Annotated in this window: 22 protein-coding genes and 1 pseudogene; 13 read left to right on the top strand and 10 right to left on the bottom strand. The window is 71.1% G+C overall.

Annotation, left to right across the window (positions count from 1 at the left end; all coding sequences use genetic code 11):
- The first annotated feature begins 9 nt into the window (after positions 1 to 9).
- On the top strand, positions 10 to 2,760 hold the full coding sequence (locus tag RWH45_RS04675) for an alpha-L-rhamnosidase (RefSeq protein WP_315993725.1): 2,751 nt from the start codon (positions 10 to 12) through the stop codon (positions 2,758 to 2,760).
- Positions 2,761 to 2,774: 14 nt separating this feature from the next.
- Here the strand turns inward: RWH45_RS04675 and RWH45_RS04670 are convergent, their stop codons facing one another.
- The 3 genes and pseudogenes from RWH45_RS04670 to RWH45_RS04660 all read right to left on the bottom strand — a co-directional run.
- Positions 2,775 to 3,803, bottom strand: coding sequence for an agmatine deiminase family protein (locus tag RWH45_RS04670; protein WP_315993724.1), 1,029 nt, complete (start codon positions 3,801 to 3,803; stop codon positions 2,775 to 2,777).
- Between the two features lie 59 nt (positions 3,804 to 3,862).
- A complete protein-coding gene (locus RWH45_RS04665; RefSeq protein ID WP_315993723.1) occupies positions 3,863 to 6,736 on the bottom strand; it encodes an aminotransferase in 2,874 nt (957 codons plus the stop codon).
- 365 nt (positions 6,737 to 7,101) lie between these two features.
- Positions 7,102 to 8,775: pseudogene (locus RWH45_RS04660) on the bottom strand (amidase); the annotation flags it as partial.
- Between the two features lie 119 nt (positions 8,776 to 8,894).
- On the opposite strand from RWH45_RS04660, the gene RWH45_RS04655 reads away from it, so the two are divergent.
- Positions 8,895 to 9,575 (top strand): phosphatase PAP2 family protein, encoded by a 681-nt coding sequence (locus RWH45_RS04655; protein WP_315993722.1) that lies wholly within the window; start codon positions 8,895 to 8,897, stop codon positions 9,573 to 9,575.
- Positions 9,576 to 9,591: 16 nt separating this feature from the next.
- Positions 9,592 to 10,401 carry a DUF1206 domain-containing protein gene (locus RWH45_RS04650; protein ID WP_315993721.1) on the top strand — a complete coding sequence of 270 codons (810 nt, stop codon included), beginning with the start codon at positions 9,592 to 9,594 and terminating at the stop codon, positions 10,399 to 10,401.
- A gap of 10 nt (positions 10,402 to 10,411) precedes the next feature.
- Here the strand turns inward: RWH45_RS04650 and RWH45_RS04645 are convergent, their stop codons facing one another.
- Positions 10,412 to 11,038, bottom strand: a complete 627-nt coding sequence (locus RWH45_RS04645) for a TetR/AcrR family transcriptional regulator (protein WP_315993720.1) — start codon at positions 11,036 to 11,038, stop codon at positions 10,412 to 10,414.
- A 195-nt stretch (positions 11,039 to 11,233) separates the two neighbouring features.
- Between RWH45_RS04645 and RWH45_RS04640 the strand changes: the two genes are divergently transcribed.
- Positions 11,234 to 12,346: a PQQ-dependent sugar dehydrogenase gene (locus RWH45_RS04640; RefSeq protein ID WP_315993719.1), complete on the top strand. Its 1,113-nt coding sequence runs from the start codon at positions 11,234 to 11,236 to the stop codon at positions 12,344 to 12,346.
- Between the two features lie 6 nt (positions 12,347 to 12,352).
- Here RWH45_RS04640 and RWH45_RS04635 read toward each other — a convergent pair whose 3' ends face one another.
- Complete coding sequence (locus RWH45_RS04635) at positions 12,353 to 13,159, bottom strand: DeoR/GlpR family DNA-binding transcription regulator (protein ID WP_315993718.1); 807 nt, start codon at positions 13,157 to 13,159, stop codon at positions 12,353 to 12,355.
- Between the two features lie 234 nt (positions 13,160 to 13,393).
- Between RWH45_RS04635 and RWH45_RS04630 the strand changes: the two genes are divergently transcribed.
- From RWH45_RS04630 to RWH45_RS04610, 5 genes are all read left to right on the top strand, one after another.
- Positions 13,394 to 14,686 carry an ABC transporter substrate-binding protein gene (locus RWH45_RS04630; protein WP_315993717.1) on the top strand — a complete coding sequence of 431 codons (1,293 nt, stop codon included), beginning with the start codon at positions 13,394 to 13,396 and terminating at the stop codon, positions 14,684 to 14,686.
- Positions 14,687 to 14,758: 72 nt separating this feature from the next.
- Complete coding sequence (locus RWH45_RS04625) at positions 14,759 to 15,688, top strand: carbohydrate ABC transporter permease (RefSeq protein ID WP_315993716.1); 930 nt, start codon at positions 14,759 to 14,761, stop codon at positions 15,686 to 15,688.
- 1 nt (position 15,689) lies between these two features.
- Positions 15,690 to 16,589: a carbohydrate ABC transporter permease gene (locus RWH45_RS04620; RefSeq protein WP_315993715.1), complete on the top strand. Its 900-nt coding sequence runs from the start codon at positions 15,690 to 15,692 to the stop codon at positions 16,587 to 16,589.
- A 33-nt stretch (positions 16,590 to 16,622) separates the two neighbouring features.
- Complete coding sequence (locus RWH45_RS04615; RefSeq protein ID WP_076673539.1) at positions 16,623 to 17,486, top strand: ketose-bisphosphate aldolase; 864 nt, start codon at positions 16,623 to 16,625, stop codon at positions 17,484 to 17,486.
- Between the two features lie 19 nt (positions 17,487 to 17,505).
- Positions 17,506 to 18,750: an ADP-dependent glucokinase/phosphofructokinase gene (locus tag RWH45_RS04610; RefSeq protein WP_315993714.1), complete on the top strand. Its 1,245-nt coding sequence runs from the start codon at positions 17,506 to 17,508 to the stop codon at positions 18,748 to 18,750.
- 15 nt (positions 18,751 to 18,765) lie between these two features.
- On the opposite strand, the gene RWH45_RS04605 is transcribed toward RWH45_RS04610, so the two are convergent.
- Complete coding sequence (locus RWH45_RS04605) at positions 18,766 to 19,869, bottom strand: FUSC family protein (RefSeq protein ID WP_315993713.1); 1,104 nt, start codon at positions 19,867 to 19,869, stop codon at positions 18,766 to 18,768.
- A 96-nt stretch (positions 19,870 to 19,965) separates the two neighbouring features.
- Positions 19,966 to 20,931: an alpha/beta fold hydrolase gene (locus RWH45_RS04600; RefSeq protein ID WP_315993712.1), complete on the bottom strand. Its 966-nt coding sequence runs from the start codon at positions 20,929 to 20,931 to the stop codon at positions 19,966 to 19,968.
- Between the two features lie 79 nt (positions 20,932 to 21,010).
- Here RWH45_RS04600 and RWH45_RS04595 point away from each other — a divergent pair, with 79 nt between their 5' ends.
- The gene (locus tag RWH45_RS04595) at positions 21,011 to 21,250 is read left to right on the top strand and encodes a DUF3072 domain-containing protein (protein WP_315993711.1); all 240 of its coding nucleotides are present in this window, start codon (positions 21,011 to 21,013) and stop codon (positions 21,248 to 21,250) included.
- A gap of 31 nt (positions 21,251 to 21,281) precedes the next feature.
- Here the strand turns inward: RWH45_RS04595 and RWH45_RS04590 are convergent, their stop codons facing one another.
- Positions 21,282 to 21,770, bottom strand: coding sequence for a MarR family winged helix-turn-helix transcriptional regulator (locus RWH45_RS04590; protein ID WP_315993710.1), 489 nt, complete (start codon positions 21,768 to 21,770; stop codon positions 21,282 to 21,284).
- 150 nt (positions 21,771 to 21,920) lie between these two features.
- On the opposite strand from RWH45_RS04590, the gene RWH45_RS04585 reads away from it, so the two are divergent.
- Together RWH45_RS04585 and RWH45_RS04580 are read left to right on the top strand one after the other, a co-directional pair.
- A complete protein-coding gene (locus RWH45_RS04585; RefSeq protein WP_315993709.1) occupies positions 21,921 to 22,448 on the top strand; it encodes a MarR family winged helix-turn-helix transcriptional regulator in 528 nt (175 codons plus the stop codon).
- A 93-nt stretch (positions 22,449 to 22,541) separates the two neighbouring features.
- A complete protein-coding gene (locus RWH45_RS04580; RefSeq protein ID WP_315993708.1) occupies positions 22,542 to 22,796 on the top strand; it encodes a hypothetical protein in 255 nt (84 codons plus the stop codon).
- Between the two features lie 42 nt (positions 22,797 to 22,838).
- On the opposite strand, the gene RWH45_RS04575 is transcribed toward RWH45_RS04580, so the two are convergent.
- Positions 22,839 to 23,150, bottom strand: a complete 312-nt coding sequence (locus RWH45_RS04575; protein WP_315993707.1) for a DUF7882 family protein — start codon at positions 23,148 to 23,150, stop codon at positions 22,839 to 22,841.
- A gap of 127 nt (positions 23,151 to 23,277) precedes the next feature.
- On the opposite strand from RWH45_RS04575, the gene RWH45_RS04570 reads away from it, so the two are divergent.
- A complete protein-coding gene (locus RWH45_RS04570) occupies positions 23,278 to 23,595 on the top strand; it encodes a DUF7882 family protein (protein ID WP_055959437.1) in 318 nt (105 codons plus the stop codon).
- A gap of 3 nt (positions 23,596 to 23,598) precedes the next feature.
- Here the strand turns inward: RWH45_RS04570 and RWH45_RS04565 are convergent, their stop codons facing one another.
- Positions 23,599 to 23,925: a DUF7882 family protein gene (locus tag RWH45_RS04565; protein WP_315993706.1), complete on the bottom strand. Its 327-nt coding sequence runs from the start codon at positions 23,923 to 23,925 to the stop codon at positions 23,599 to 23,601.
- Positions 23,926 to 23,927 lie beyond the last annotated feature (2 nt).

Raw genomic sequence — 23,927 nt, 5'->3', positions numbered from 1 at the left:
AGGACCCGTGTGATCCCTCCGTCCGTGCGGCTGATCGGCCCGCGCATCGGCCGCCGCCGCGACGTCTCCGTCGCCGCGGAGCCCCGCCCTCCCGTGTCGTGGACCGTCGACGCGCCGACGGGATGGCGGGCCGAGAGCGCCGAGCTGCGTCTCGACGACGCCGAACCGGTCGCGGTGCCCGCCCACGGGGTGCTGGTGCCGTGGCCCTTCGCCGACCTGGCCGCCGGCGCCCGCCACACTCTGCGCGTGCGCGTGCGAGGCGTCGACGACGATTGGATGCCGTGGAGCGGGCCCGCCGAGATCGAGGCGGTGGTCTTCCCCGGGCCCTGGACGGCGCCGCTGCTCGCCATCGACGGGCCCGACACGGAAGCCGCGCCGTTCGCCGTGCGGCGCGAGATCTCCGTGGCCGACACCGTGATCGCCGCGCGCCTGTGGGTCACGGCCCACGGTGTCTTCGACGCGGCGATCGACGGCATCCCGGTCGACGACGCGCTGTTCGCGCCGGGGTGGACGGCCTACCGGAAACGGCTGGGTCTCGCCACGACCGACGTGACCGCGCTGCTGCGCCCCGGCGCGACCCAGGTGCTGTCCGTCCGCGCCGCGGGCGGGTGGTTCACCGAACGGTACGGGTTCGGCGACACCGCCGAGCGCTTCTACGGCGACCAGGCCGCCGTGGGAGCCGTGCTGCGGCTGACGCACCGCGACGGGCGCGTCGAGGAGATCGGCTCCGACGAGCGGTGGCGGCTGACGCGGCGCACCGAGATCGTCTCCAGCGGGCTGTACGTGGGCGAGCGCGTCGACTTCCGCCGCGCGCAGGGCGGGTGGCGCGAGCCCGGTTTCGATGCGTCCGGGTGGGAGACCCCCGCGTGCATCGCGCCGATGAGCCTCCCGGCGGTGATCGACGTGGAGCCGGTGCGCCGCGTGCGCACCCTCCGCGGGTCGCGGGTGCTACCGAGCGCCGCCGGCACCCTTCTGCTCGACGTGGGCGAGAACGTCGTCGGGCGGGTGCGGCTCGTCGCCGACGGGGTCGCCGGCTCGCGCGTGACCGTGCGGCACGCCGAGGTGCTCGAGGACGGCGCACTGAACGTCCGGCCCCTCCGTGCGGCGGCGGCGGTCGACGAGTTCGTGCTCGACGGGACCGGGCCCCGCGCGTGCGGACCGGCCTTCACGTTCCACGGGTTCCGCTACGTCGAGATCACCGGCGGTGCGGTCGATCCTGGGAGCGTGGTGATCGACGTCCTGCGCACCGACCTCCGGCGCACCGGATGGTTCTCGTGCTCCGACGATCGGCTCGACCGACTGCACGCCAACATCGTGCGCAGTTTCGAGGGCAACGCGCTCGCGCTGCCGACCGACTGCCCGCAGCGCGACGAGCGTCTGGGGTGGACGGGTGACGCGCAGGTGTTCGCCGCGACGGCGATGACGCTGTTCGACGCCGGCGCCTTCTACGCGTCCTGGCTGCGCGACCTGCGCGCCGAACAGGAACCGCGCGGGGGACGGGTCCCCACCGTCGTGCCCGACCCGCTGCCGGCGGTCGGCGACGTGATGGCCGCGGGATGGGGGGATGCCGTGACGATCGTGCCGTCGGTGATGGCCGCTCGTCTCGGTGACGAGGCGATCGTCGCGGAGCTGCTGCCCTCGATGCGGGCGTGGGTCGACGCCGTCGCCGAGGCGGCGGGACCCGGGCGGCTGTGGGAGACCGGCTTCCAATACGGCGACTGGCTGGACCCCACCGTCTCGCGCCCCGACAAGGCCAAGGCCGACCCGGGACTCGTCGCGACGGCGTACTTCTTCCGCTCCGCCGACCTGGTCGCGCGCGCCGGCGGCGGGGAGGCCTACGCGCGGCTGGCGGAGGAGGTGCGCGCCGCGTTCTGCGAGGCGTACCTCACCCCGGCCGGGCGTCTGGCATCCGATGCCCCCGCCGCCTACGCTCTCGCGCTCGCCTTCGGGCTCGTCCCGGCCGAGCGCCGACAGGCCGCGGCCGATCGTCTCGCCTTCCTCCTGCGCGCCGGCGGATACCGGATGGCGACGGGGTTCCTCGGCACTCCCGTCGTGCTCGACGCGCTCCTCGACAACGGCCATGAGGCCGCAGCCGAGAGCCTGCTGCTGCAGACGATGTGTCCCTCGTGGCTCTACCCGCTGTCGATGGGCGCGACGACGATGTGGGAGCGCTGGGATGCCGTGCGCCCCGACGGGACGGTGCATCCCTCGGGGATGACGTCGCTCAACCACTACGCGCTCGGTGCCGTCGGCGACGTGCTGCACCGCCGGGTGGCGGGCCTGGGGGTCGAGAGGGCGCGCGTGCACGTGCGGCCGTGGTTCGTCGAGGCCCTCACGTGGGCGGAGGCGGTGCACGACACCCCCTTCGGTCGCGCCCGGGTGCGGTGGCGGCGCGCGGGGGAGGCGATCGCCGTGACGGCGACGGTCCCGCACGGCATGCTCGCGCGGGTCGAGCTGGGCGACCGGCCGGTGTTCGAGGTCACGGCGGGGGAGCATCGGTGGATGGTCGACGCACCGCTCGCGCCGCCGCGAGAGCCGGTCGGCGTCGACAGCGACCTCGCCGTCGTCGCCGACACCCCCGGCGCGTGCGCGGTCGTGTCGGCCGCCCTGGGCGCGCACGACGTCGACATGCAGGTCGAGTTCGACGCCTACATCCGCTGGGTGCCCGGCCGCCTCCTGCGTGCCGAACTCGCCGCCGTGGCCGCGCCGCCGGCGGTGGTCGCCGCCGTCGACGCCGCGCTGCGCGATCTGGATCGCTGAGGGCGCGCCCCCGCTCAGCCCACCTTCGGCTGCTGCTGCGTGATGCAGTGGATGCCACCGCCGCGATCGAAGATCGGACGCGAGTCGATCGTCACCACGCGTCGGCCGGGATAGGCGTCGGCGATGATCTCCGCGGCGCGCGCGTCGGCGGCGTCGTCACCGAAGCCGCACAGCACGACGCCGTCGTTGGTGACGAGGTGGTTGATGTAGCTCCAGTCGACCCAGCCGTGCTCGTCGCGCAGGGTGGAGGGGGCGGGGACGCCGGTGATCGTCACCGACCGACCGAGGGCGGCGAAGGCGTCGGTGAGCTCCCGTCGAACGAGGACCGAGACCTCGGCGTCGGGGTGCGCGGCATCCGTCTGCTCGTGCACGAGGACGTGGTCGGGCGAGGCGAAGGTCGCGACGATGTCGACGTGGCCGTTCGTGCCGAGGTCGTCGTAGTCGCGGGTGAGGCCGCGCGAGAGCCAGATGGCGTCGGTCGCGCCGATCGTGCGCGCCATCTCGGCCTCCACCCGCGCGCGGTCGGCGAAGGGGTTGCGCCGCGGGTCGAGCTGCACCGTGTCGGTGAGCAGCACGGTGCCTCGACCGTCGACGTGCAGGCCGCCGCCCTCGGCCACGAGCAGCGAGTCGATGCGCTCGGCGCCGGCGTGCGCGGCGACCACGCGCGCGAGCAGCGCCGACTTCTGCCACTCGGCCCAGTCGGGGGCGCCCCAGCCGTTGAAGATCCAGTCGACGGCTCCGAGCACGCCCGGGCGGTCGGGGTCGACGACGAAGGTCGGGCCCACGTCGCGCATCCAGAACTCGTCGAGGGGTGCTTCGACGATCTCGACGTCGGTCGACAGCATGCGCCGGGCGCGCGCGATCTCGGTCGGATCGACGACCATCGTCACGGGCTCGAACTGCGCCACGGCGTGCGCGACCTCGGTCCACGCGCGATAGCCCTCGTCGCGGGTCTCGGCACCCTCGCCGAGGGTGACGCCCTCGCGCGGGAAGGCCATCCACGTGCGCTCGTGCGGGGCGGATTCGATGGGCATGCGCCACATGGCGGGCTCCTGGGGTTCGGTACGGGGGCGGATTCAGCGGCGGGGGATGCCGCGCGGGGTCAGAAGCCGGTGCTCAGCACACGGTCCAGCGCATCGACGAAGACGTCGACCGAGGCCCGCGTGATCACCAGCGGAGGCTTGATCTTCAGCACGTTCTGGAAGTCGCCGGTCGGCTGCATGATGACGCCCCGCTCGAGCAGACGGTTGCAGATCGCCGCGGTCTCGGTCGTGGCGGGTTCGAGGGTCTCGCGGTCGCGCACGAACTCGAGCCCCAGGTAGAGCCCCGATCCGTGCACGGCGCCGACGAGGTCGTGCCGCTCGCCGAGCTCTTCGAGGCGGCGCTGCAGGTGTCCGCCGACGACCCGCGCGTTCTCCTGCAGGCCCTCTTGCTCGATCACGTCGAGCACGGCCATGCCGATGGCCGACGACACCGGCGATCCGCCGGTGGAGGAGAAGAAGTAACCCTGCGTACGGTAGCGGTCGCCGATCTCCCGGCGCGTGATGACGGCTCCGAGCGGGTGCCCGCCGCCGATGGACTTGGCGACCGCGACGATGTCGGGAACGGCATCCTGCTGCTGGAAACCCCAGAACCACTCGCCGAGCCGTCCGTAGCCGACCTGCACCTCATCGGCGATCGCGAGACCGCCGTGGCGGCGGACGGCCGCGTACACCTCGCGCAGGTATCCGTCGGGGAGCGCGACGCCGCCCGCGTTGCCGAAGTACGTCTCGGCGATCATCCCGGCGGGTCGCCGACCGGATGCCGCGAGCCCATCGATCACCGCGACCGCCTCGGGGGCGTACCGCACGGCATCCGCTCCCCGGTGTCTTCCGCGGTAGGAGTTCGCCGCGTCGACGGTGTGCACCCACTCGGGTCGCGTCTCGAGGGCGAAGGGGTTGTCGGCGATGGAGGTCGACACCGCATCGCTGGCGTAGGTCCAGCCGTGGTACGCCTCGCGCATCGCGACGATGTCGGGGCGTCCGGTCGCCGCCATCGCCAGGCGGATCGCGAGGTCGGTCGCCTCCGACCCGGAGTTGACGAAGAAGACCGTGTCGAAGCCGTCGGGGAGGGTCGCGGCGATGCGGTCGGCGTAGTCGGCGATCGCGCGGTAATGGAAGCGCGAGTTGGTGTTGAGCAGGTGCATCTGGCGCGATCCCGCCGCCACGACGTGCGGGTGGGCGTGACCGACCGAGGCGACGTTGTTGACCATGTCGAGGTAGACGCGGCCCTCGACGTCGATGAGCAGCTCGCGCCACCCGCGTTCGATGCGCGGCGGCACCCCGTAGTAGTGCTCCTGCACCTCGGCGAGCACCTCGTGGCGCCGTTGCAGGGAGTCATCGTGCGCCGGTGCGGTGGGAGGGAGGCCGAGGGCGGCTCCGGGATCGCCGGCGACCTCGCGCCACGCGTCGGCGAGGGCGCGGGTGGTGCGCGGGGGAGGGACGAGCCCGTCGACGCTCCGCCGCACCGACAATCGCGTCCGCGCGGGGAGGGTTCCGGATGCCGCAGCGGCGGCGGCTCCGCTGATCGTCAGGGCCTCGGCATCCTCCGTCACGATGAGCGCATCGCCGTCGACGCGGGTGTCGCCGTCGAGGAGCAGCGGTTCGGCGAGCCACACGAGCACGTCGGTGGGCACGGTCTCGGCGGTCGAGGGGAGCGGGTCGGTCGTTCCGGTGAGGCGCGCGCGCCACGCGGGGACGGTCGCGATCTCGGCGCCGGCGTCGAGTGCGGCGAGGGCCGCGTCGTCGAGGGTCGCGGCGTCGAGCCAGGCTCCCGCGTCGTTGAGCGGAGACTCGGTCGAGGCGTCCAGCTCGACGCGGCGCCCGGGCGGCAGCAGCGGCGTCCCGGTCCAGCCGGGCTCGCTCCGCCGCGGGCGACCGAGGGCCGCACGCGTCGCCGCGGTGAGGACGGGGAGGGGCACGGATGCCGCCTGCTCGAGGATGCGGAACTCCCGCTCGAGCGCCCCCGAGGCGTAGTCGTTGGCGTCGTCGAGGCGCACCTGCGCGCGCCCGCTGAGCACGAGGACGGATCCGCGGAGGACGACGAGGGGCCAAAACGCCGTGATCTCGTCGTCGCCGAGTTCGCGCGCCCGGTCGAAGGCGCGGATCGCGGGGAAGGCGCTCTCGGGGGTGGCGCCGTCGTGGTGCAGCACGGAGGAGACGGTGACGGCGATCTCGCCCACCCGCCACGACGCGCACACGTCGCCGAAGTCGATGACGGCGTCGGGCACTGTCGCGCCGGGGGCGCGCAGGACGTTGTCGTCGGTGACGTCGAAGTGCCCGGCCTGCAGCGGGAGGGCGTCGGCGACGGGCGCGAGGGCGGCCCGGGCCGCGTCGGTGGCGCGCTGCACGGTGCCGCGCACCTCGGCGTCCGGATCGAGGGGGAGCAGGGTGTCGATCACGCGCGCGGCGTGGCGGAGGTCCCACTGCAGCACGCGGCCGCTCGCGGGGTGCGTGAAGTCGGCGAGCGCGAGGCTCACCGCACCGGCAAGGGCGCCGAGTCCCTCCACGACCGCGGGCGCGAGGTAGCTCGAGCCGGTGAGCGTGCGCCCCGCGATGTTCTCGATCACGCGCGCGTGGATGCGCCCCTGGCTGGAATCCCACCAGGTCGACATCGGCCCGTGAGGGCCGTCGACGATGCGGGGGATGCGCACGTGCGGGCTCCGTTCGGCCACGCGGGACGCCGCGGCATCCTGCATGTCGATCTCAGCCTCGCTGAAGACGGGATTACTGAGCTTCAGCACGCCGAGGGGCTCAGTCGATCCGCGAGGGAACACACGGAAATTCTGGTCCTGCTGACTGCCGAGCGCCTGCACGTCGATCTCCACGCCGAACGTCTCGGCGAAGAGGGACTGCACCTCGTCGTCGCGGAGCGTCGGGGTGGGCAGGTCGACCTGGCGGAAGTAGTCGAACACCGGGACGGGGGTCGTGTCGTTCACGGGCTGTTCCTCGGGTGATGCGGGTGTCACAGGGGAGAGTCGGATGCCGTGCCGACGGCGCCGGCGACGGCTCCGCCGGCGTCGCGCACGGCGACGACGACGAGCGGACCGAAGGGGGCGACCCACTCGCTCACGGGCTCACCGTACGCGTCGGGCGCGACGCGGGCCATCCCGCGGAGGTGGTCGCCCTCGACCTCCACGTCGACCCGCACGCCGTCGACGTAGGCGGCGTGGTCGCGGGCCGTGCCGCCGGTGATCGTCGCGCGGAAGCGCACGAGTCCGCCGTCGCGGCGTACCTCGTCGACGACGACCGCGAGCTCTCCCTCGCCCGTCGGCCGGGGGGCGGCGAACAGCGCCTCGTCGGGCAGGGCGGGCGTGCGCGCAGGGGCGGTGCGGCGCTGCCCGAGGCCGGCGATCGCGGCTCCGAGCTGCACGAGGCGGACGTCGCTGTAGGCGGGCCCGGCGATGGTGAGGCCCACCGGCATCCCGGTGTCGTCCATGGTGCCCATCGGCACGGTGACGGTCGGGATGCCGAGGTGGCGGGGTACGAGGTTGCCGTTCGAGACCCAGACGCCGTTGCGCCAGGCGATGTCGGCCGAGGCGGGGTTCACGTCGGCGTCGGCGGGGCCGACATCGGACTGCGTGGGGAAGATCACGGCGTCGATACCCTCGGCGTCCATCCACTGCTCGACGTCGACGCGGCGGGTGTGCTCGAGGCCGCGGAGGCCGTCTTCGAGGCTTGCGACGTCGCGCCAATCCGGCTCCCACTGCGCGGCGCGGGCGACGTACTCGCCGATGTCGTACGAGATGTCGTAGTGCCAGATGCCGTAACGGTCGGGCAGGGCGCCGGGCGGGTGGGGGAAGATCAGCGCGGGGTCGGCGTCGGACAGCCGGGGCAGCGCCGGGTCGCCGTTGGTGCGGAGGAACCTGTCCATCGCCCACACCGCGAGGTCGCCCACCTCGTCGTCGAGGAACTCCCGCGTGACGAACCCGCGGTCGAGGAAGTCCTCGTCGCCGTCGTGCAGCTTCTCGTAGCGGTCGACGACGGGGAAAGCGGTCTCGACCACCTCGGCGCCCGCGGCCTCGAGGTCGCCGCGCAGGTCTTCCCACAGTCGCATCACGCTGTCGCGCGTGAGGATGGGCGAGGCGTTGTCGGGATCGCCGTTGACGTAGATGCGGGGCACCGCGAGGCGCAGGCCCGCGAGCGGCAGGGGCTCCAACCGGGTGAAGGAGTGGGGGCGCACCTCGGACGGGCGGGGGAGCGGGATCCACGGCTGGGTGCGCCACAGGTCGCCTTCGGTCTGCGGGTCGTCGGCGACGACGGCGTCCAGCACGTGCTGCAGATCGCCGATCGTGCGGGTGTGCGGCACGACGACGTCCATCGTCGGCACGAGCGGCCAGTTGCCGCGCACCGAGATGACGCCGCGCGAGGGCGTGTACGCGACGAGGGCATTGTGCGAGGCCGGCGCGCGACCCGACGACCACGTCTCCTCGCCCAGGCCGAAGGCGCAGAAGCTGGCGGCTGTGGCGGTTCCCGAGCCGTTGGACGAACCCGAGCCGAACGCCGAGGTGAGGTATTCGCCGTTGTACGGCGATTCGGCGCGTCCGTGGACGCCGCGCTGCATGCCGCCGGCCGCCATCGGGGGCATCGTGGTCAGTCCGAGGAACACCGCCCCGGCCGCGCGCAGGCGCTCGATCGCGAAGGCGTCGTCGCCGGCGATGAGGTCGCGGAACGCCGGGGAGCCGGATGCCACGGGCAGACCCTCGACGCGGTAGCTGTCCTTGGCCGTGAAAGGGATGCCGTCGAGGGGGCCGATCGTCTCGCCTCGGGCGCGACGCCGATCACTCGCCCGCGCGTGCGCGAAGGCCCGGGGATCGAGCACGGGGACGCTGGTGAGCCGGATGCCGGTGCGGTCGTACGCGGCGATGCGGTTGAGGTACCGGGCGACGAGCTCGACGCTCGTGACATCGCCGGCGTCGAGGGCGGCGCGCAGCCGGTCGATGTCGGCTTCGACGACGGTGAAGGCCTCGGTGGTCATGGCAGAAAACCTACACCGTTTGTTTTGTGAGTTCGAGAGGGATTTCCGTCCCCACGAGCGTTCCCTCCCCACTCGGCAAGAGCTACCCCTCGGCGGCGCCGTCCTGGCACGATTCGAGGATGGATGCCACGACCGACGAACCCGCACTCCTGCCCGACCGCCCACGCACCGATGCACGCCGACCCGTCGCGCTGATCGTGGGCGTCGTCGCGACCGTGCTCTTCGTGGCGCTGCGGCTCGCGGTCGACCTCGACGGGGGTGCGCCGCTCGCCTTCGACCAGTGGTGGGACGACACCATGGCCGCGCTCGCGAACCCCGTCGTGGTGATCATCGCCTGGATCCCCGCCACGGTGGGCGGCACCATCGGCATGATCGTGATCGGCATCTCCACCACCATCGTGTTCCTGCTGGTCAAGCGCCCGTGGGACGCCCTGAACGTGGCGGGGGCCATCGCCCTGGTCGTGCTGATCGGCGCCCCTCTGGCGGCCGTCATCGCCCGCGCGCGGCCCACCGACTCGCTGGCCGAGACGCAGGCGACCTCGTTCCCCTCCGGTCACACGGCGGTGGCCACGACGATCGCGATCACGCTCGCGCTCATCCTCCGCCGCGGATGGATCTGGGTCGCGGGGACGGTCTGGGTGCTGCTCATGATGTGGAGCCGCACCTACCTCCACGCGCACTGGCTGTCGGACGTCGTCGCCGGCTTCCTCGAGGGCGTCGCGGTGTCGACGCTCGTGTGGGCGCTGGTGGAAGTGTGGCGCGTGCGTCGCGCGCAACGGGTGGCCGAGGTCGACTCCTGAGCGCTAGCGTGCACGGATGACTTCCGCCTCCGCTTCCTCCGCGGCCGATAAGGCACAGGACTCCACCGCCTTCCGCGTCGCGGCGCGGATCGGCTACGTCGTCCTCGGGCTGCTGCACCTGCTCATCGGGGCGATCGCCATCTCGATCGCGACCGGCGGCGGGGGCGAGAGCGCCGATCAGAGCGGTGCGATCCAGCAGGTGGCGGCGGCGCCGGCGGGAATGCTGCTCCTCTGGGTCATCGTCATCGGTCTCGCCGCTCTGGCCGTGTGGCAGATCGCGGATGCCGTCGCCGAGCGCGATCCGGATACGAAGAAGCGCTGGGCGCACCGCGCGAAGTACGTCGGAACCGCCGTCGCCTACGGGGCGATCGGCGCCACGGCCCTCACGGCGGTGCTCGGAGGCCGTTCCGAGTCGGCCGACTCCTCCCGCACGCTGAGCGCCCAGCTCATGGCGATGCCCGGCGGCGTCTTCGTGCTCGTCCTCATCGGGCTCGTCGTGGCGGCGGTGGGCGTCGCGTTCGTGGTGCGCGGCGTCACGAAGGCCTTCATGAAGCGACTGTCGAGCCCGGGCGGGGAGATCGGCCGCGGAATCCGCATCTTCGGGATGGTTGGCTACATCGCCAAGGGCATCGCGGTCGGCGTCGCCGGCATCCTGTTCCTCGTCGCCGCCTTCGCGCACGATCCGAACGCCGCGGGCGGACTCGACGCGGCGCTGCGCGCTCTCGCCGGGCTCCCCTTCGGACAGTTCGTGCTGTGGCTCGTGGGCGCGGGACTCGTCGTGTACGGCCTGTTCTGCTTCGCCCGCGCGCGCTACGCCCGCATGTGACGAGCGTCGCTCAGGCGGCGCGGGGCCGAGCTCCGGCGATGAGCAGCGACAGGCCGAGTTCGAACGCGCGCGTGGCGACCGGATCCACCGGGTCGTGGGCGGAGAGCGTGGCGTAAGCGGCGGCGAAGCGCGGCACGGCCGCCTCCTGCCCGGTCGGGTCGAACATCACCGCCGGTCCGCTCATGTCGAGCACGCTGCCGAGGATGAACGACTCGAACGCCGTCAGCAGCGGCAGGATGTCCTCGCTCGTCCAGCCGACGCCCTCGGCCGCGACGGCGAAGTCCTCGTACTGCGACATCAACAGCGGCGCCGACGAGCGGTGCGACATGAGGAGGGGGATCGTCCTCGGATGCCGGCGGAAGGCGTCGCGGTACGAGCGGGCCCAGAGCAGGAGCCCCTCCTCCCACTCCCGGTCCCGCAGGAACGACGAGTCGATGCGCGACGACACGAGCGCGCGCACGTCCTCGACCAGCGCGGCCAGATTGGGCACGTGATTGTAGAGCGAGGTGGGGTGCACCTTGAGGCGGTCGGCGACGCGGCGGATGCTCGCGCCCTCGCTGCCGTCACGGTCGACGAGGGCGAGGGCGGCGCGGGCGATCGCGTCGCGCGAGAGCTTGGGCTGGGTCGGCCGGGGCACGGCGGGGCCTTTCGGTGGTGTCCGACCACGGTACGCGATGCGCGTGGCGCGGGCCGTGCGCGGCTGCGCGGGACGCTGCGGCATCCGCCCGCGCGGGGTGCGATCGCCGGGGATCGCAGCGGGCGTCCGGGCAACCCCCACCCGCCACCCAGGCGGGTCGGATATCCCAGGAAGACCACGCCGACGAGGAGACCCATGACCGCTCCAGCCGCTTTTCCCCGTCGACGCGCGGGTGTCGCCGGTTTCATCGCCCTCGGGCTGACGGCGCTCGCCGGGTGTGCGCCCGAGGGGCGGACGGATGCCGTCCCCACGGCGTCATCGTCCACCTCGCCCCGTGTGTCGGCGCCCGGCTCCGCGCCCGCCCTCGGCGACCCCGCGGTCGTGGTCGACGGACTGACGACGCCGTGGTCGGTGGCGTCCTCCGGCGGCGTGATCCTGCTCAGCCAGCGCGACACCGGCGAGATCCTCGAGGTCGTCGACGGCGACGCGCGCGTGGTCGGGGCGATCCCGGGCGTCGCGCCCGGCGGGGAGGGCGGACTCCTCGGCATCGCCGTCCGCGACGGCTTCCTCTACGCGTACGCGACCACCGCGGACGACAACCGCGTGCTGCGGTCGCCGCTCGAAGGCGAGCCCGGGGCACTGCGCCTGGGCGCCGCGCAGACGGTGCTCGACGGAATCCCGTCCGCGAACATCCACAACGGCGGGCGCATCGCCTTCGGGCCCGACGGGATGCTCTACGTCACCGCGGGCGACGCGTCGGAACCGCGAGCCGCCCAGGACCCGGAGGCGCTCGGCGGCAAGATCCTGCGCGTGGCCGCCGACGGCTCGATTCCCGCCGACAACCCCTTCCCCGGCTCGCCCGTCTGGAGCCTCGGCCACCGCAACCCGCAGGGGATCGGGTGGGATGCCGAGGGCACCATGTACGCGTCGGAGTTCGGTCAGAACACGTGGGACGAGCTGAACGTCATCGAGCCGGGCGCGAACTACGGCTGGCCCGAGGTCGAGGGCATCGGCGGGCGGGACGGGTTCGTCGATCCGGTGCAGCAGTGGGCTCCCGCCGAGGCGAGCCCCAGCGGCCTCGCGGTCGTGGACGGCGCGGTCGTGATCGCGAACCTCCGTGGCCAGCGGGTCCGCGTGGTGCCGACGTCCGATCTGGCGTCGGCCGAGGAGTATCTCGTGGGCGACTACGGCCGCCTGCGCGATGTGGTCGCCGCGCCCGACGGGGCCGTGTGGGTGGTCACGAGCAACACCGACCGCGGCGGAGGCGACACCGACGCCATCCTCCGGGTGCCGCTCGTTCGCGACTGAGGGCGCTCAGGGCGTGAGGACGGCGACGCCCGCCTCGGCGAGGGCCGCGGCGAGGTCGGGCGACGGCGGCGCGTCGGTGATGAGGTAGTCCGCCTTCTCGAGCGGCGCGATCTGCGCGAACAGGCGGCGATCGAGCTTCGAGGAATCGGCCAGGATCGCCGTGCGATCGGCTTTCTGGATCATCTCGGTCATCATCGTGGCGTCGCCGAGGTTGCTCGTCGAGAAGCCCGAGCCGTCGACCGCGCCGACCGCGATGAGCGCGTAGTCGCACCGGATGTCGACCTCGGGGGAGTGCGAGTTCATCGCGAGCGTGACGGGCCCCGTCGTCGCCTGCGTGATCGTGCGCACCGCGCCGCCGAAGATGAAGAGGTCGCGGAACGCCGAGGGCGAGATCTCCGCCGGGATGCGCAGATTGTTGGTCGCGATCGTCAGGTCGCGGTGGTTGCGCAGGGCGCGGGCGACGGCGAGCGTCGTGGTGCCGGCGTTGAGCATCAGTACGGAACCGTCTTCGATCAGCTCGACGGCGAGGGCCGCGATGCGTTCCTTCTCGGCGATCTGCATCTGCGAGCGCACGTCGAGGCCGCGATCGCGACCGGGAACCGACATGGCGCTGACGGCTCCGCCGTGCGTGCGCACGACGATGCCCTCGCGGTCGAGCTGGTCGAGGTCGCGGCGCACGGTGTCGATGGAGACGCCGAAGTGCGAGGCGAGGTCGACCACGGTGACCTGGCCCGAATCGGCGACGTAGGCGGCCAACTCCGCTTTGCGCCCCGCCGGCAGTCGCCGTTTCGTCGTGGCTGTGGATGCGTCCATGCGGTCGTGTCTAGCACAGGACCGCACGAACAGCGGCAGAATTCGCGGCAAAACAGCACGGAAGTGCGCTTCCGTGCGTGAATGTGCCCCGATTGCCCGCATTTGTTTGCCGGAATTGTCACGAATCTGCATCCATCCCTTGACCCGCCCGGCAGACCGGCGCATACTCGTGCTGAAAGACGCAAGAACGCGCAGAACAGCGCGAAATGCAGCAGATCTCAACGAGGAGAAACGATGGACAACAACGGGCGCCGGCGTCGGAACGCCATCAAGCTCGTCGGAGTCGCGGCAGCGGCCACGACCCTCCTGGCCATGGCGGGGTGCTCGTCGAACACCTCGGCCACCTCGGCCGACGGAGACGTCACGATCGAGTTCGCGCAGTGGTGGGAGCCGGAGCTCGGCGACGGCCAGTTCCGCGGTCTCATGGACCAGTTCGAGCAGGAGAACCCCGGCATCAAGGTCGACCTGGTGAGCGGCCCCTACGCCTCGACGAAGGAGCAGCTCTTCGCCGGTGCGGCCTCCGGCACCATGCCCGACGTCGTCGGTCTCGACGGTGCGTGGGTGAGCGACTTCGCCAAGCAGGGCGTCATCGCCGACCTGTCGCAGCTCATGAGCGACTCCGGCTACGACGACAGCCAGCTCGCCAGCCAGATCAAGGTCGACGGCAGCACCTACATGATCCCGGTGGTGAACTTCGTCTACCCGATGTTCACCAACGACGGTCTGCTCTCGCAGGCGGGCGTCTCGGCCCCACCGTCGACGCGCACCGAGTTCGCCGACGCGGCGAAGAAGATCAAGGCCCTCGGCGGCGACGTCTCGGGCTGGGTGCTCCCGCTCTCGCTCGAGGCCCCCAACGGCGTGCAGAACGACGTCATGTCGTGGGTCTGGGCCTCCGGAGGCTCCATGTTGAAGGACGGGCAGCCCGACCTCACCAACTCCGACGTGTCGTCGGCGACCGACTACATCCAGCAGCTGTGGGATGACGGCGTCATCGCTCCGGGGTCCTTCACCATGAAGGAGCAGGACAAGGTCGAGGAGTTCACCAACGGTCGCGTGGGGATGATGATCGACTCGCTCGCGCACATCAACCTCATCCGCGAGTCCAACCCCGACCTGACCTTCTCGATCTCGGCCATCCCCGCCGAAGACGGTTTCTCGGGCGAACGCGGCATCCCCTACGCCTCGTGGGGCATCGGTGTCGCCGAGAACTCCGAGCACAAGGACGCCGCCTTCAAGCTCGTGCAGTTCCTGATGAGCAAGGACGTCAACAGCGAGCTGTCGACCATGGCGAAGGCCTTCCCCGGCAACACCGAGAGCGTGCCCACGTTCGTGGAGGACGACGAGCTGTTCAAGACGGCGTTCGACATCTACAAGGAGGGCTACCCGGCGAACGAGTTCACCGGTCTCCCCGTCGCCGAGGAACTCATGCGCCAGTTCGGCGAGCAGTTCCAGTCCGCGCTCGACGGTCAGCAGTCGATGAGCGACGCGCTGAAGAAGACGCAGGACGAATGGACGTCGGAGTTCTGATCCGACCCCGATCCGGGATGCCGCACCGCCTTCGCGGTGGTGCGGCATCCCGCCCATCGAAAGCCGCACACCATGACCATGCGCACCCTGACTCCCCCCGACACCGAGGTCATCGTCACCGGACGACCGGTCTCGCGCCGCACCCGGCAGCTCCGCAAGGCAGGCGAGGCCTACGTCTTCCTCTCGCCCACGCTGATCCTGCTGTTCGTCCTGATGATCGTCCCGATCGTCATGGTGATCGGCTACTCGTTCCAAGACAACGTCATCCTGAACAAGAGCCCCGAGGTCGTCGGTGCCGACAACTACGTCGCGATCCTCACCGACCCCGGTTTCTGGAAGGCCACCGGCAACACCCTCTTCTTCACGCTCACCAGCGTCGCCGCCCACCTCGTCCTCGGGCTGTCGTTCGCGATGATGCTGAACTCCCGCCTCATCGGCGCCGTCCCCCGGGCGATCTTCCGCGGCCTGTACGTGCTGCCGTGGCTGTTCACCGTCGCCGTCATCGCGGTGCTGTGGCGGATGCTGCTCGCCCCCAACGGCATCGTCAACTTCCTGCTCAACACGAACATCGAGTGGCTCGCGTCGCCGCAGCTCGCGCTGGGCACGGTGACCTTCATCAACATCTGGGCCGGCTACCCGTTCTTCATGGTGAGCCTGCTCGCAGGACTCCAGGGCATCCCGAGCGACCTCTACGAGGCGGCGACCGTCGACGGCGCCAGCCCCGCGCAGCGCTTCTGGAACGTCACCATCCCTCAGCTGCGTCCGATCATCGTCAGCCTCGTCCTGCTCGATCTCATCTGGACCTCGCAGCAGTTCGCCCTCATCTGGCTGACCACGGGCGGCGGGCCGATCGACGTCACCGAGATGCTCAGCACCTTCACCTACAAGCTCGCATTCGCCAAGTACGACTTCTCCATGGCCTCCACCTCAGCGGTGCTGGTGCTGGCGATGTCGATGATCATCGCGGTGCTCTACGTCCGCCACCAGAAGGCGAGGGACTGACATGGCCCTGACCACCCCCGCGCGCCCGCGCGTGTCGACCGCACCGGCACGCCGGCGCCCGTCGAGCACCGCCGCCCGACGACGCCTCGCCAAGACCGCGGTCATGGTCGGTCTCATCCTCGGCGCCGTCTTCGCCGCCGGTCCCGTGCTGTGGATGCTGTCGAGCTCGTTCAAATCGAACACGCAGATCTTCGAGCTGCCGCCGCGTCTGATCACCGACACCTTCTCGTTCGACGCGTACGTGTCGATCTTCACCAACCCCGAGACCGTGCGGTTCTTCATCAACAGCTATGTCGTGGCGGGAGCGGTCACGATCCTGACGCTCCTCGTGGCCATCCAAGCCGCCTACGCCTTCAGCCGCTTCGAGTTCCGCGGCAAGCGCATCGTCAACGTCATCATCGTCAGCGTGCAGGCGGTGCCGCCCATCACACTGCTGATCCCGTACTTCGGTCTCATGGTCGGGCTGGGGCTGTACAACACCTACCCCGGGCTGATCTTCACCTACATGGTGTTCACGCTGCCCTACGCGATCATCATGATGACCGGGTATTTCAACACCCTGCCGAAGGAACTCGACGAGGCCGTCCGCGTCGACGGCGCCGGCTCCTTCACGGCCCTGTGGCGCGTGCTCGTGCCGATCTCGATCCCCGGGATCGTGTCGGTCGGCATCTACACGTTCATGATCGCGTGGAACGAGTTCCTCTTCGCCCTGACCCTCACGCGGACGATCGACATGCGCACGGTGCCGATCGGCATCCAGCTGCTCATGGGCCAGCACTCCTACGAGTGGAACCAGATCATGGCGATGAGCATCCTCGGCTCGATCCCGGTGCTGGTGCTCTTCCTCTTCTTCCAACGCTTCTTCATCAGCGGCCTCACGGCCGGCTCGGTGAAGAGCTGATCCCGACCAACCACCCCGAACAAGGAGAAATCCGTGCTCTACACCGGCAAGTCCATCCTCGACGTGGCGAACGCCCACAGCTTCGCCATCCCGGCCTTCAACATCAGCGACTGGGCGATGTTCACCGGGATCATGGACATCAGCGAGGAGAAGAACGCTCCGGTCATCATCGCCATCCACCCCGACGAGGTGTCGCACATCACGACCGACCTCATCCCCGCCATGCACGCCCGCGCCCACCGGTCGAGCGTGCCCGTGGCCATCCACTGGGACCACGGCGGAACCTACGAGCAGATCATCACCGCGATCCAGGCCGGGTTCACCTCGGTCATGATCGACGCCTCGCTCGAGCCCTTCGAGCAGAACGTCGCCCTGACCCGCAAGGTCGTCGAGGCCGCGCACGCGGTCGGCGTGCAGGTCGAGGGCGAGCTCGGCACGATCGGGGCGAACGACAGCTACGGCGAGTCGGGTGCGGCCGAGATCATCTACACCAACGTCGACGACGCCGTGCGCTTCGTCGAGCAGACGGGCGTCGACAGCCTCGCGATCGCCATCGGCACCTCGCACGGGCTCTACCCCTCCGACAAGAACCCCGAGCTGCGCCACGACCTGCTCGAGCAGATCAAGGCGGCCGTCGGCATCCCGCTCGTGCTGCACGGCGGCTCCAGCAACCCGGATGCCGAACTCGCCCGCGCCGTGTCGCTCGGCATCAACAAGATCAACATCTCCAGCGACATCAAGGTCGCGTACCACGACCGCATGCGCGAGGTGCTCGGCACCGACCGTCGTCTGCGTGAGCCCAACGCCATCCAGCCCGAGCCGATCGCGGCGATGAAGGTGACGGCGGCCGAGAAGATCGACCTGTTCGGCGCCGCCGGCAAGGCCGACCTGTACTGATCGGAGGATGATCGGCGCCATGGCAGAAGACCTCGTGCTCGGGCTCGGCGGAACCGTCGACTACGAGATCCGGTGGGATGCCGCCGTCCTGTCCGCACTCGCGGAGGGGTACGGCATCCGTTCCGACGAGCTGACCACCACGACGCCGATCATCGACGAGCGGGCGCTCGTCGTGACGGTGCTCGCCTTCCTCGCCACGGGCGGGGGAGGCGAGCGCTTCGTCCTCTCCTCCGACATCGTGGAGCGATTCGCGGCGCACTTCGACGTCGAGATCACCCTCGGCGGGACCGGAGTACGGGCGGGGATCGCCCTCGACCGCATCGGCGTCCCGACCGTGCAGCACCTCGTGAGCATCGACGACAACGTGCGTAGGCTGCTCCCGCGGTCGATGCGGGTGGTGTCCTCGGCCACGCGCGACACGCTCGATCCGCACCTCATCGTGCAGTACCCCGAGGGGACCACCGTGCGCCTGGTCGACGCGGAGGTGACCGCTCCCTCGTCGAACCGCCTCATCTTCGCCAATGACGCCCCGAACCGCGAGATGGCGATCGCCGCCGAGCTCGCAGACGCCCTCACCGACGCCGCCGCGTTCCTCGTCTCGGGCTTCAACACGATGCAGGATGCCGACCTGCTGGCGCGCCGGCTCGACGACCTCGTCGCGGCGATGCGGCGTCTTCCCGCGGACGCCCTCGTGTACTACGAGGACGCGGGGTTCTATCAGCGCGACCTGTCGGCGGTCGTTCGCGCGCGCCTGATCGACCGCATCGACGTCTACGGGATGAACGAGGACGAGCTCCAGGAGTACCTCGCCCGGCCCGTCGACCTCCTCTCCCCCGACGACGTCGTCGCGGCGCTCGCCGAGGCCCACGCCCTCATCCCGGCCCGCGCGCTCGTCGTGCACACGAAGTACTGGGCGATCGCGGTGGGGCCCCGCGCCGTGGCCCACCGGCCCGGGCTCGAGAGCGCGGTGCGCACGGCGGCGACGCGCTACCGCCTCGGCGACGCCTGCACCGCGGCCGACCTCGACGAGACGGCGCGTCTGCCCCGTCACGCCGGGGGAGCGGCGGTCGTCGCGGAGGCGGAGCGGGTTCTGTCCGCCGCCGGGGTCGCCGCGTTCGAGGTCGACACCCCGCACCCCACCACCATCGGTCTCGGCGACACCTTCGTCGGAGGGTTCCTCGCGGCCGTTCCGGTGGCGGCGCGGATCGCGACCGCCGCGGCCCTCGAACGGGCCCTCGACGCGGCGGCGATGATCGCGCGCTGATCGCAATCGCTCGGATCAGCGCGCCCCGGTGTCGGCATCCGGGTCGGAGAACGGCCCGCACGCCGCGATGACCCGGCGCAGCGCCACGGCGGCCTCCCACCCGTCGAGAGGCTCGTCATCGGCATCCAGCCGTCGAAGGCGCTGCGTGTAGGCGGTGAGCGCGGTGTCGGCCTCGTGGAGCTGCGCGGCGGTGCCCTCCGGCTCGGGCGGTGTGGTCACCAGGCGCGACACCGCGCGAACGGCCGCGGCGAGGGTGCGGCGCGCGTCGTCGGGGAGACGCGTGTCGGCGTCGGGTCCCGCCGTGAGCCGGGTGAGGGCGGCGACGAGCTCGCGGGTCGCGTCCGCGGTGCCGGTCAGCGCGTCTAGACGTCGTCGGCCGAGGTCGCGAGGCGCGTGGAGGCGGCGCCCGCGGGGGTTGTACCGACGGCTCTCGTCGGCCAGCTCCACCTCCTCGCGCACGTCGGCCAGCGTCGCCATGAGCCCCTCCGTCGCGGCCTCCGCGGCCTCGGGGTCGAAGGCGTGACCGGCCAAAGCGTCCGCCATGCGGTCCAGGGCGGCGCCCAGCGCATCGCGCAGCCGCGTCAGACGATCGTCGGCCCGCCCGACGCGCAGCGGAGGCACGACGACGAGGTTCACCACCACGCCCACCAGCACGCCGAAGGCCATCGTCATGAGGTACGACGACGAATAGCCGTCGGGGTCCGCGCCGCCCAGGAGCAGCACGAACAGCGCCGCGATCGCCACCCAGTCGCGGCCGACGCCGAGGGCACGCACCCCGGCCAGCAGCACGCCGATCAGGATCACGACCGCGACCGCGACGATGCGGGGGAGGCCCGTTCCCACCACCGCGAGCGATCCGAGTCCCAACCCGATACCGAGGGCGAGTCCCACCAGCGCCTGGACGCCGCTGGACGCCGAGCGCGCGACCGTGGGGTACATGCTCACGAGCACACCGAGTGGAGCGTAGTACGAGTACTCGCTCTGGGCGAAGGGGACGAACGGCGCGAGGTACCAGGCGAGGGCGGCGGCCACAGCGGTCTTGGCCGCCAGCAGCAGCCGATCGGCGGAGACGGCGTCGGCCCACCAGCGACGGGGATCGAGGGCGGGGGGAACGGTCATGGGCGCGGAGTGCGGGGGCGAGTCGGCACGTTCCCATGCTGAACGTCGGGCGCCCGGTCGTCGCGGGGGTTGCCGCGCCGGAGCAGTCGAGGTACGTCAGCGCCCGGGACGGTACGCGTTCCACAGCACGTGCGCGTGCCGGGCCTTCGCCTTCTCCACCCCGTCGTCGTCGTCGCGCGCCGCGCTGAACCACTCCGCGAGCCGGCTGCCCACGGCCCCGAGCACCATGCGCACGTCGGCGTGCTGCGCCGGCGGGACCGCGGCCTCTGCCGCCGGCATCCGCCCCTTCCGGGGGAGGTCGTCGTCGATGTGGCGCAGCACGAGCCGGGCGACCCCCACCGCGTGGCTGTTGACGACGCAGTGCGCCGCCCCCTCGATCTCCCACCGTCGCGCATCGCGGGCGCGCGTGACCAGGCGCGAGTGCAGTCGCCGTGGCGAGGGGCGGTCGAACTCGCCGCGCAGCAGCAGCAGCTTCGCGTGACCCGCCCCGATGCGGTCGGAGATGCGGTACCGCAGCATGTAAGGGAGCGTCTCGAGGAAGTAGACCAGGCCGCACAGCAGGTACGCCGAGACCGCGAGCAGTGCGACGTGCAGGGATTCGCGGGCGGTCGACTGCACGAAGCGCACCGCCTGCACCACGGCTCCCGACTCCTCCTCGTCGACGACCGGGCTCACGAGCACCGCGTGTGACAACTCGGGCCGGCGCGAGAGCACCTCCGTCACGACCTGCGTCCCCATCGAATGCCCGATGAGCACGGGGTCGGTCAGGCCGTAGTGGTCGAGCACGCCCTCCACCTGGTCGGCGAAGAAGGAGGCGGTGGGCTGTGCACCGGATGCCGGCACCCCGGCGAACCCGGGGAGGTCGAGGGCGTAGACCTCGCCCCTCTCGGCCAGTAGCGGCGCGAGGAATTCGAAGTAGGTCGACGCCACCCCGATGCCCGCGATCAGCACGAAGGAGCGCCCCTCGGTCGCGCCGGTCGACAGGCGCGTGATGCGCGTGCGGGCACGGGAGGAACGGTACGACTCGACCTGCACGTCGATCGAACGGTGGTCGGAGGCCATCCTTCAAGGATGCCGCACCCGGTGGGGCGACCTGTCAATCCCGGGGGGTGTGCCGGACTCCGCCGCCTAGCCTGCCGGAATGAGCGATACCTCCCGCGAAGAAGAGACCCTGGGTGCCGTCCGCGAGGGTGAGAACCCCGCCGAGAAGGACCCGTCCGACTGGGTCACCGGTGATGAGCCGATGACCGCTCCCCAGCGCAGCTACCTCGACACCCTCGCTCGCGAGGCAGGCGAGGAGATCCCGGCCGACCTCACGAAGGCCGAGGCCTCGGAGCAGATCGACCGCCTGCAGAACGAGACCGGTCGCGCCACCGAGTGACCGGCGTCGCCGAGCGTCCCGTACGTGCCGATCAGGCCGTGCGGGACGCTTCGTCGTCCGCGGCCATGGCGTCCGTGTCCGCTCGCTCGCCCCGCGCGATGTCGTCGAGGAAGTCGGCGACGATGCGGCGCTCCGCGGGCCCGAGCTTCGCCGCGGCCGCGGTGGCCGACGCGCGCCGTACCGACAGGATGCGGCGGGCGGGGGAGGAATCGGCGATCGTCTCGCGCACGACGATGGACCGTCGGTCGCCGGGGTAGGGCTCGCGCTCGACCCACCCGGCTTCGGCCAGGCGGTCGATGAGCGCCGTGGTCGCCGCCGAGGAGATCCCCAGCATGGCGGCGAGCATCCGCGGCGTGACCGGCTCGTCGTCGGGCAGCCGCTGCAGCAGGAAGCGCAGCACCTTCGCGTCGTTCGGGCCGATCCCCAACGTGGACAGAGCCGCACGCTCGGAGGCGATGCCCGAGTCGGTGAGGTCGTTGAGGGCCTTCACCACGTCGTCCGTGCTCGCCGTGCCACTCATTTCGCCTCCCCCCCGTGTCTCGCTGCGCTAGAGTCTCCGATGTCGATCTACGCGTGTGTCGAGTAGATAGCTGATCTACTTACCATCGTACCTGTGCACCACGCGCACCGGCAGGGGGCTGGACGAGCTCCCCTGACGTAAGCTGCCCTGGTGGAAAACGGGTCCGAGTCGTCGCGTTACTGGTACGGCGCGAGCGAAGAAGATCGCCGCCGCCGCGCCGTCGACGTCCTGCAGGCCTTCCGCGTTTACCGTGCGGCCGAGGTCGCGATGCGGCGTCGCACGCGCGAATCGATGTCGATGGGCGAGAACGAGCTCCTCGTTCTGCGATACCTGCTCAAGGCGGCCGGGCAGGACCGCCAGGTCTCGCCCAGCGAGCTCACGCGCTACCTCGGCGTCTCCACGGCTTCGACCACCGCGATCGTCGACCGTCTCGAGAAGACCGGCCATGTCACGCGCGTGCCGCACCCCACCGACCGTCGCAGCATCTTCATCGTGGCCACCGCGGCGAGCGACGAGGAGGTGCGCGCCACCCTCGGGTCGATGCACTCCCGCATGATGGCGGCCGTCGTCGACATGACGCCCGAGGAGAGCTCGGCCGTCGTCGCGTGTCTCGGTCGTCTGCAGGATGCGGTCGATCAGGTCGACCCCCACCCCGTGACGGTGGACGCCGCGCAGTGAGCGGATGCCGGTCGCACGGGCGCTAAGAAGGTAGGCGACCTTCCTTCCTCCGTAGCATTAGGCGCCCCGGCGGAGCCGTGAAACCATGAAGTCATGGATGACAAGGCGGTGGATGTGACCGAGACCGCTCGTGCGTCCGATGCCCTGCCGTCGGTCGACGGCGTGCAGGTCGCCTCGTTCCGCGGCGTCCTCTCGCGTCTGCGCGAAGACTATCCCGGCGAAGATCCCGCCCGCATCGAGGCGATCGTCCTCCGCGAGTGGGAGGCGTTCTCGGCAGGTCGGCCGCTGGTCGTTCCCGCCGCCGTCGAAGAGGGAGCTCGCGAGATCCTCGGTCAGCCGCCGGCCTGAACCGGACGGCACGCGAGGGCGTACGCGGGCGCTGCGGCCGGCTCAGGCTCCGGGCTGATCCGGTTCCGGAACGAGCAGCAGACCGCCGGAGGAGTTCGCGGACGTCGCGAGGGCCTCGATCCAGGCGCGGCTGAGGAGGGCGGGCTCGGGCTCGTCGAACACGAACCGCAGCGGAATCGACGGGTGCAGCCAGACGGTGCTGCGCCCCACCTCCTGTCCGGGGCCGTGCGTCCACGACAGGGTGAAGCTCTCGCCACGACGCAGCTTGGTCGCGATGACCACCTTGACGTGCGCGAGGGCGCGGTCCTCGATCTCGATCGGCGTCGCAACGTCGCCGTAGTACAGCGTTCCCACACCCGAACGCTACTCGCCGAGAGACCGACGGCTCCCGGGGGTTGCCCCACGGGCGGTGCGCGTGGCACCCGACCGGCCGGATCGCGGTTCCCGGACGAAGCTGCGTTCCTCGACTAGGATTTTCCGCATGGGCCGATTCATCTACGACACCGTCGCGAACGCCGTCGACATCGATGACCGCACGCTGGCGCACCTTCGCATCGTGGTGATGAACAAGCTGCGCCGCTCCGAGTCGTTCATGTTCGATGTCGAGGTCGGCGACGGCAGCGGTCGCCGCAGCTTCTGGATGCACCCGTCGGTGCCGATCCAGTTCCACTTCTACGGCAGCCGTCAGCCGCGCATCAACCGCGTGTGGGTCGAAGACCTCATGCTCGCGGCATCCGGCCCCAACGGCCTGGCCATCACGCCGGAGCCGAGCGAGGACGCCCACGTCGAAGAGGGCTGACCTCTAGCGCTTCTCGGCGTCCTGCGCGGGAGCGACGTCCTCGGGGACGAGCATGATGCCGCCCGAGGAGTTCGCCGAGTCGGCGAGCCGCTCGATCCATTCCCTGCTGAGGGTCGTGGGTTCGGCATCGTCGAAGACGAACCGCAGGGGGATCGCCGGGTGCAGCCACAGCGTGCTGCGACCGCGCTCCTCGTCGTCGCGGTGCCGCCACGAGAGCGTGAAGCTCTCGCCGCGGCGGAGCTTCGTCGAGATCACGACTTTCAGGTGGGCCAGAGCGCGGTCCTCGATGTGCACCGTGGTGCCGCTTCCGCCGTAGTGGATGGTCCCCATGC

This window comes from Microbacterium galbum (assembly GCF_032464915.1).
Lineage (GTDB): Bacteria > Actinomycetota > Actinomycetes > Actinomycetales > Microbacteriaceae > Microbacterium > Microbacterium galbum.
The sequence above is the reverse complement of the archived record's forward strand: the minus strand, read 5'-3'. Positions and strand labels throughout refer to the sequence as shown.

Bases quoted from the DNA above. Each gene is read 5' to 3' on its own strand.
- RWH45_RS04670 (WP_315993724.1), bottom strand. From the start codon at position 3,803: ATGTGGCGCATGCCCATCGAATCCGCCCCGCACGAGCGCACGTGGATG.
- RWH45_RS04655 (WP_315993722.1), top strand. From the start codon at position 8,895: ATGGATGCCACGACCGACGAACCCGCACTCCTGCCCGACCGCCCACGC.
- RWH45_RS04650 (WP_315993721.1), top strand. From the start codon at position 9,592: ATGACTTCCGCCTCCGCTTCCTCCGCGGCCGATAAGGCACAGGACTCC.
- RWH45_RS04640 (WP_315993719.1), top strand. From the start codon at position 11,234: ATGACCGCTCCAGCCGCTTTTCCCCGTCGACGCGCGGGTGTCGCCGGT.
- RWH45_RS04635 (WP_315993718.1), bottom strand. From the start codon at position 13,159: ATGGACGCATCCACAGCCACGACGAAACGGCGACTGCCGGCGGGGCGC.
- RWH45_RS04630 (WP_315993717.1), top strand. From the start codon at position 13,394: ATGGACAACAACGGGCGCCGGCGTCGGAACGCCATCAAGCTCGTCGGA.
- RWH45_RS04625 (WP_315993716.1), top strand. From the start codon at position 14,759: ATGACCATGCGCACCCTGACTCCCCCCGACACCGAGGTCATCGTCACC.
- RWH45_RS04620 (WP_315993715.1), top strand. From the start codon at position 15,690: ATGGCCCTGACCACCCCCGCGCGCCCGCGCGTGTCGACCGCACCGGCA.
- RWH45_RS04610 (WP_315993714.1), top strand. From the start codon at position 17,506: ATGGCAGAAGACCTCGTGCTCGGGCTCGGCGGAACCGTCGACTACGAG.
- RWH45_RS04605 (WP_315993713.1), bottom strand. From the start codon at position 19,869: ATGACCGTTCCCCCCGCCCTCGATCCCCGTCGCTGGTGGGCCGACGCC.
- RWH45_RS04600 (WP_315993712.1), bottom strand. From the start codon at position 20,931: ATGGCCTCCGACCACCGTTCGATCGACGTGCAGGTCGAGTCGTACCGT.
- RWH45_RS04595 (WP_315993711.1), top strand. From the start codon at position 21,011: ATGAGCGATACCTCCCGCGAAGAAGAGACCCTGGGTGCCGTCCGCGAG.
- RWH45_RS04590 (WP_315993710.1), bottom strand. From the start codon at position 21,770: ATGAGTGGCACGGCGAGCACGGACGACGTGGTGAAGGCCCTCAACGAC.
- RWH45_RS04580 (WP_315993708.1), top strand. From the start codon at position 22,542: ATGGATGACAAGGCGGTGGATGTGACCGAGACCGCTCGTGCGTCCGAT.
- RWH45_RS04570 (WP_055959437.1), top strand. From the start codon at position 23,278: ATGGGCCGATTCATCTACGACACCGTCGCGAACGCCGTCGACATCGAT.
- RWH45_RS04565 (WP_315993706.1), bottom strand. From the start codon at position 23,925: ATGGGGACCATCCACTACGGCGGAAGCGGCACCACGGTGCACATCGAG.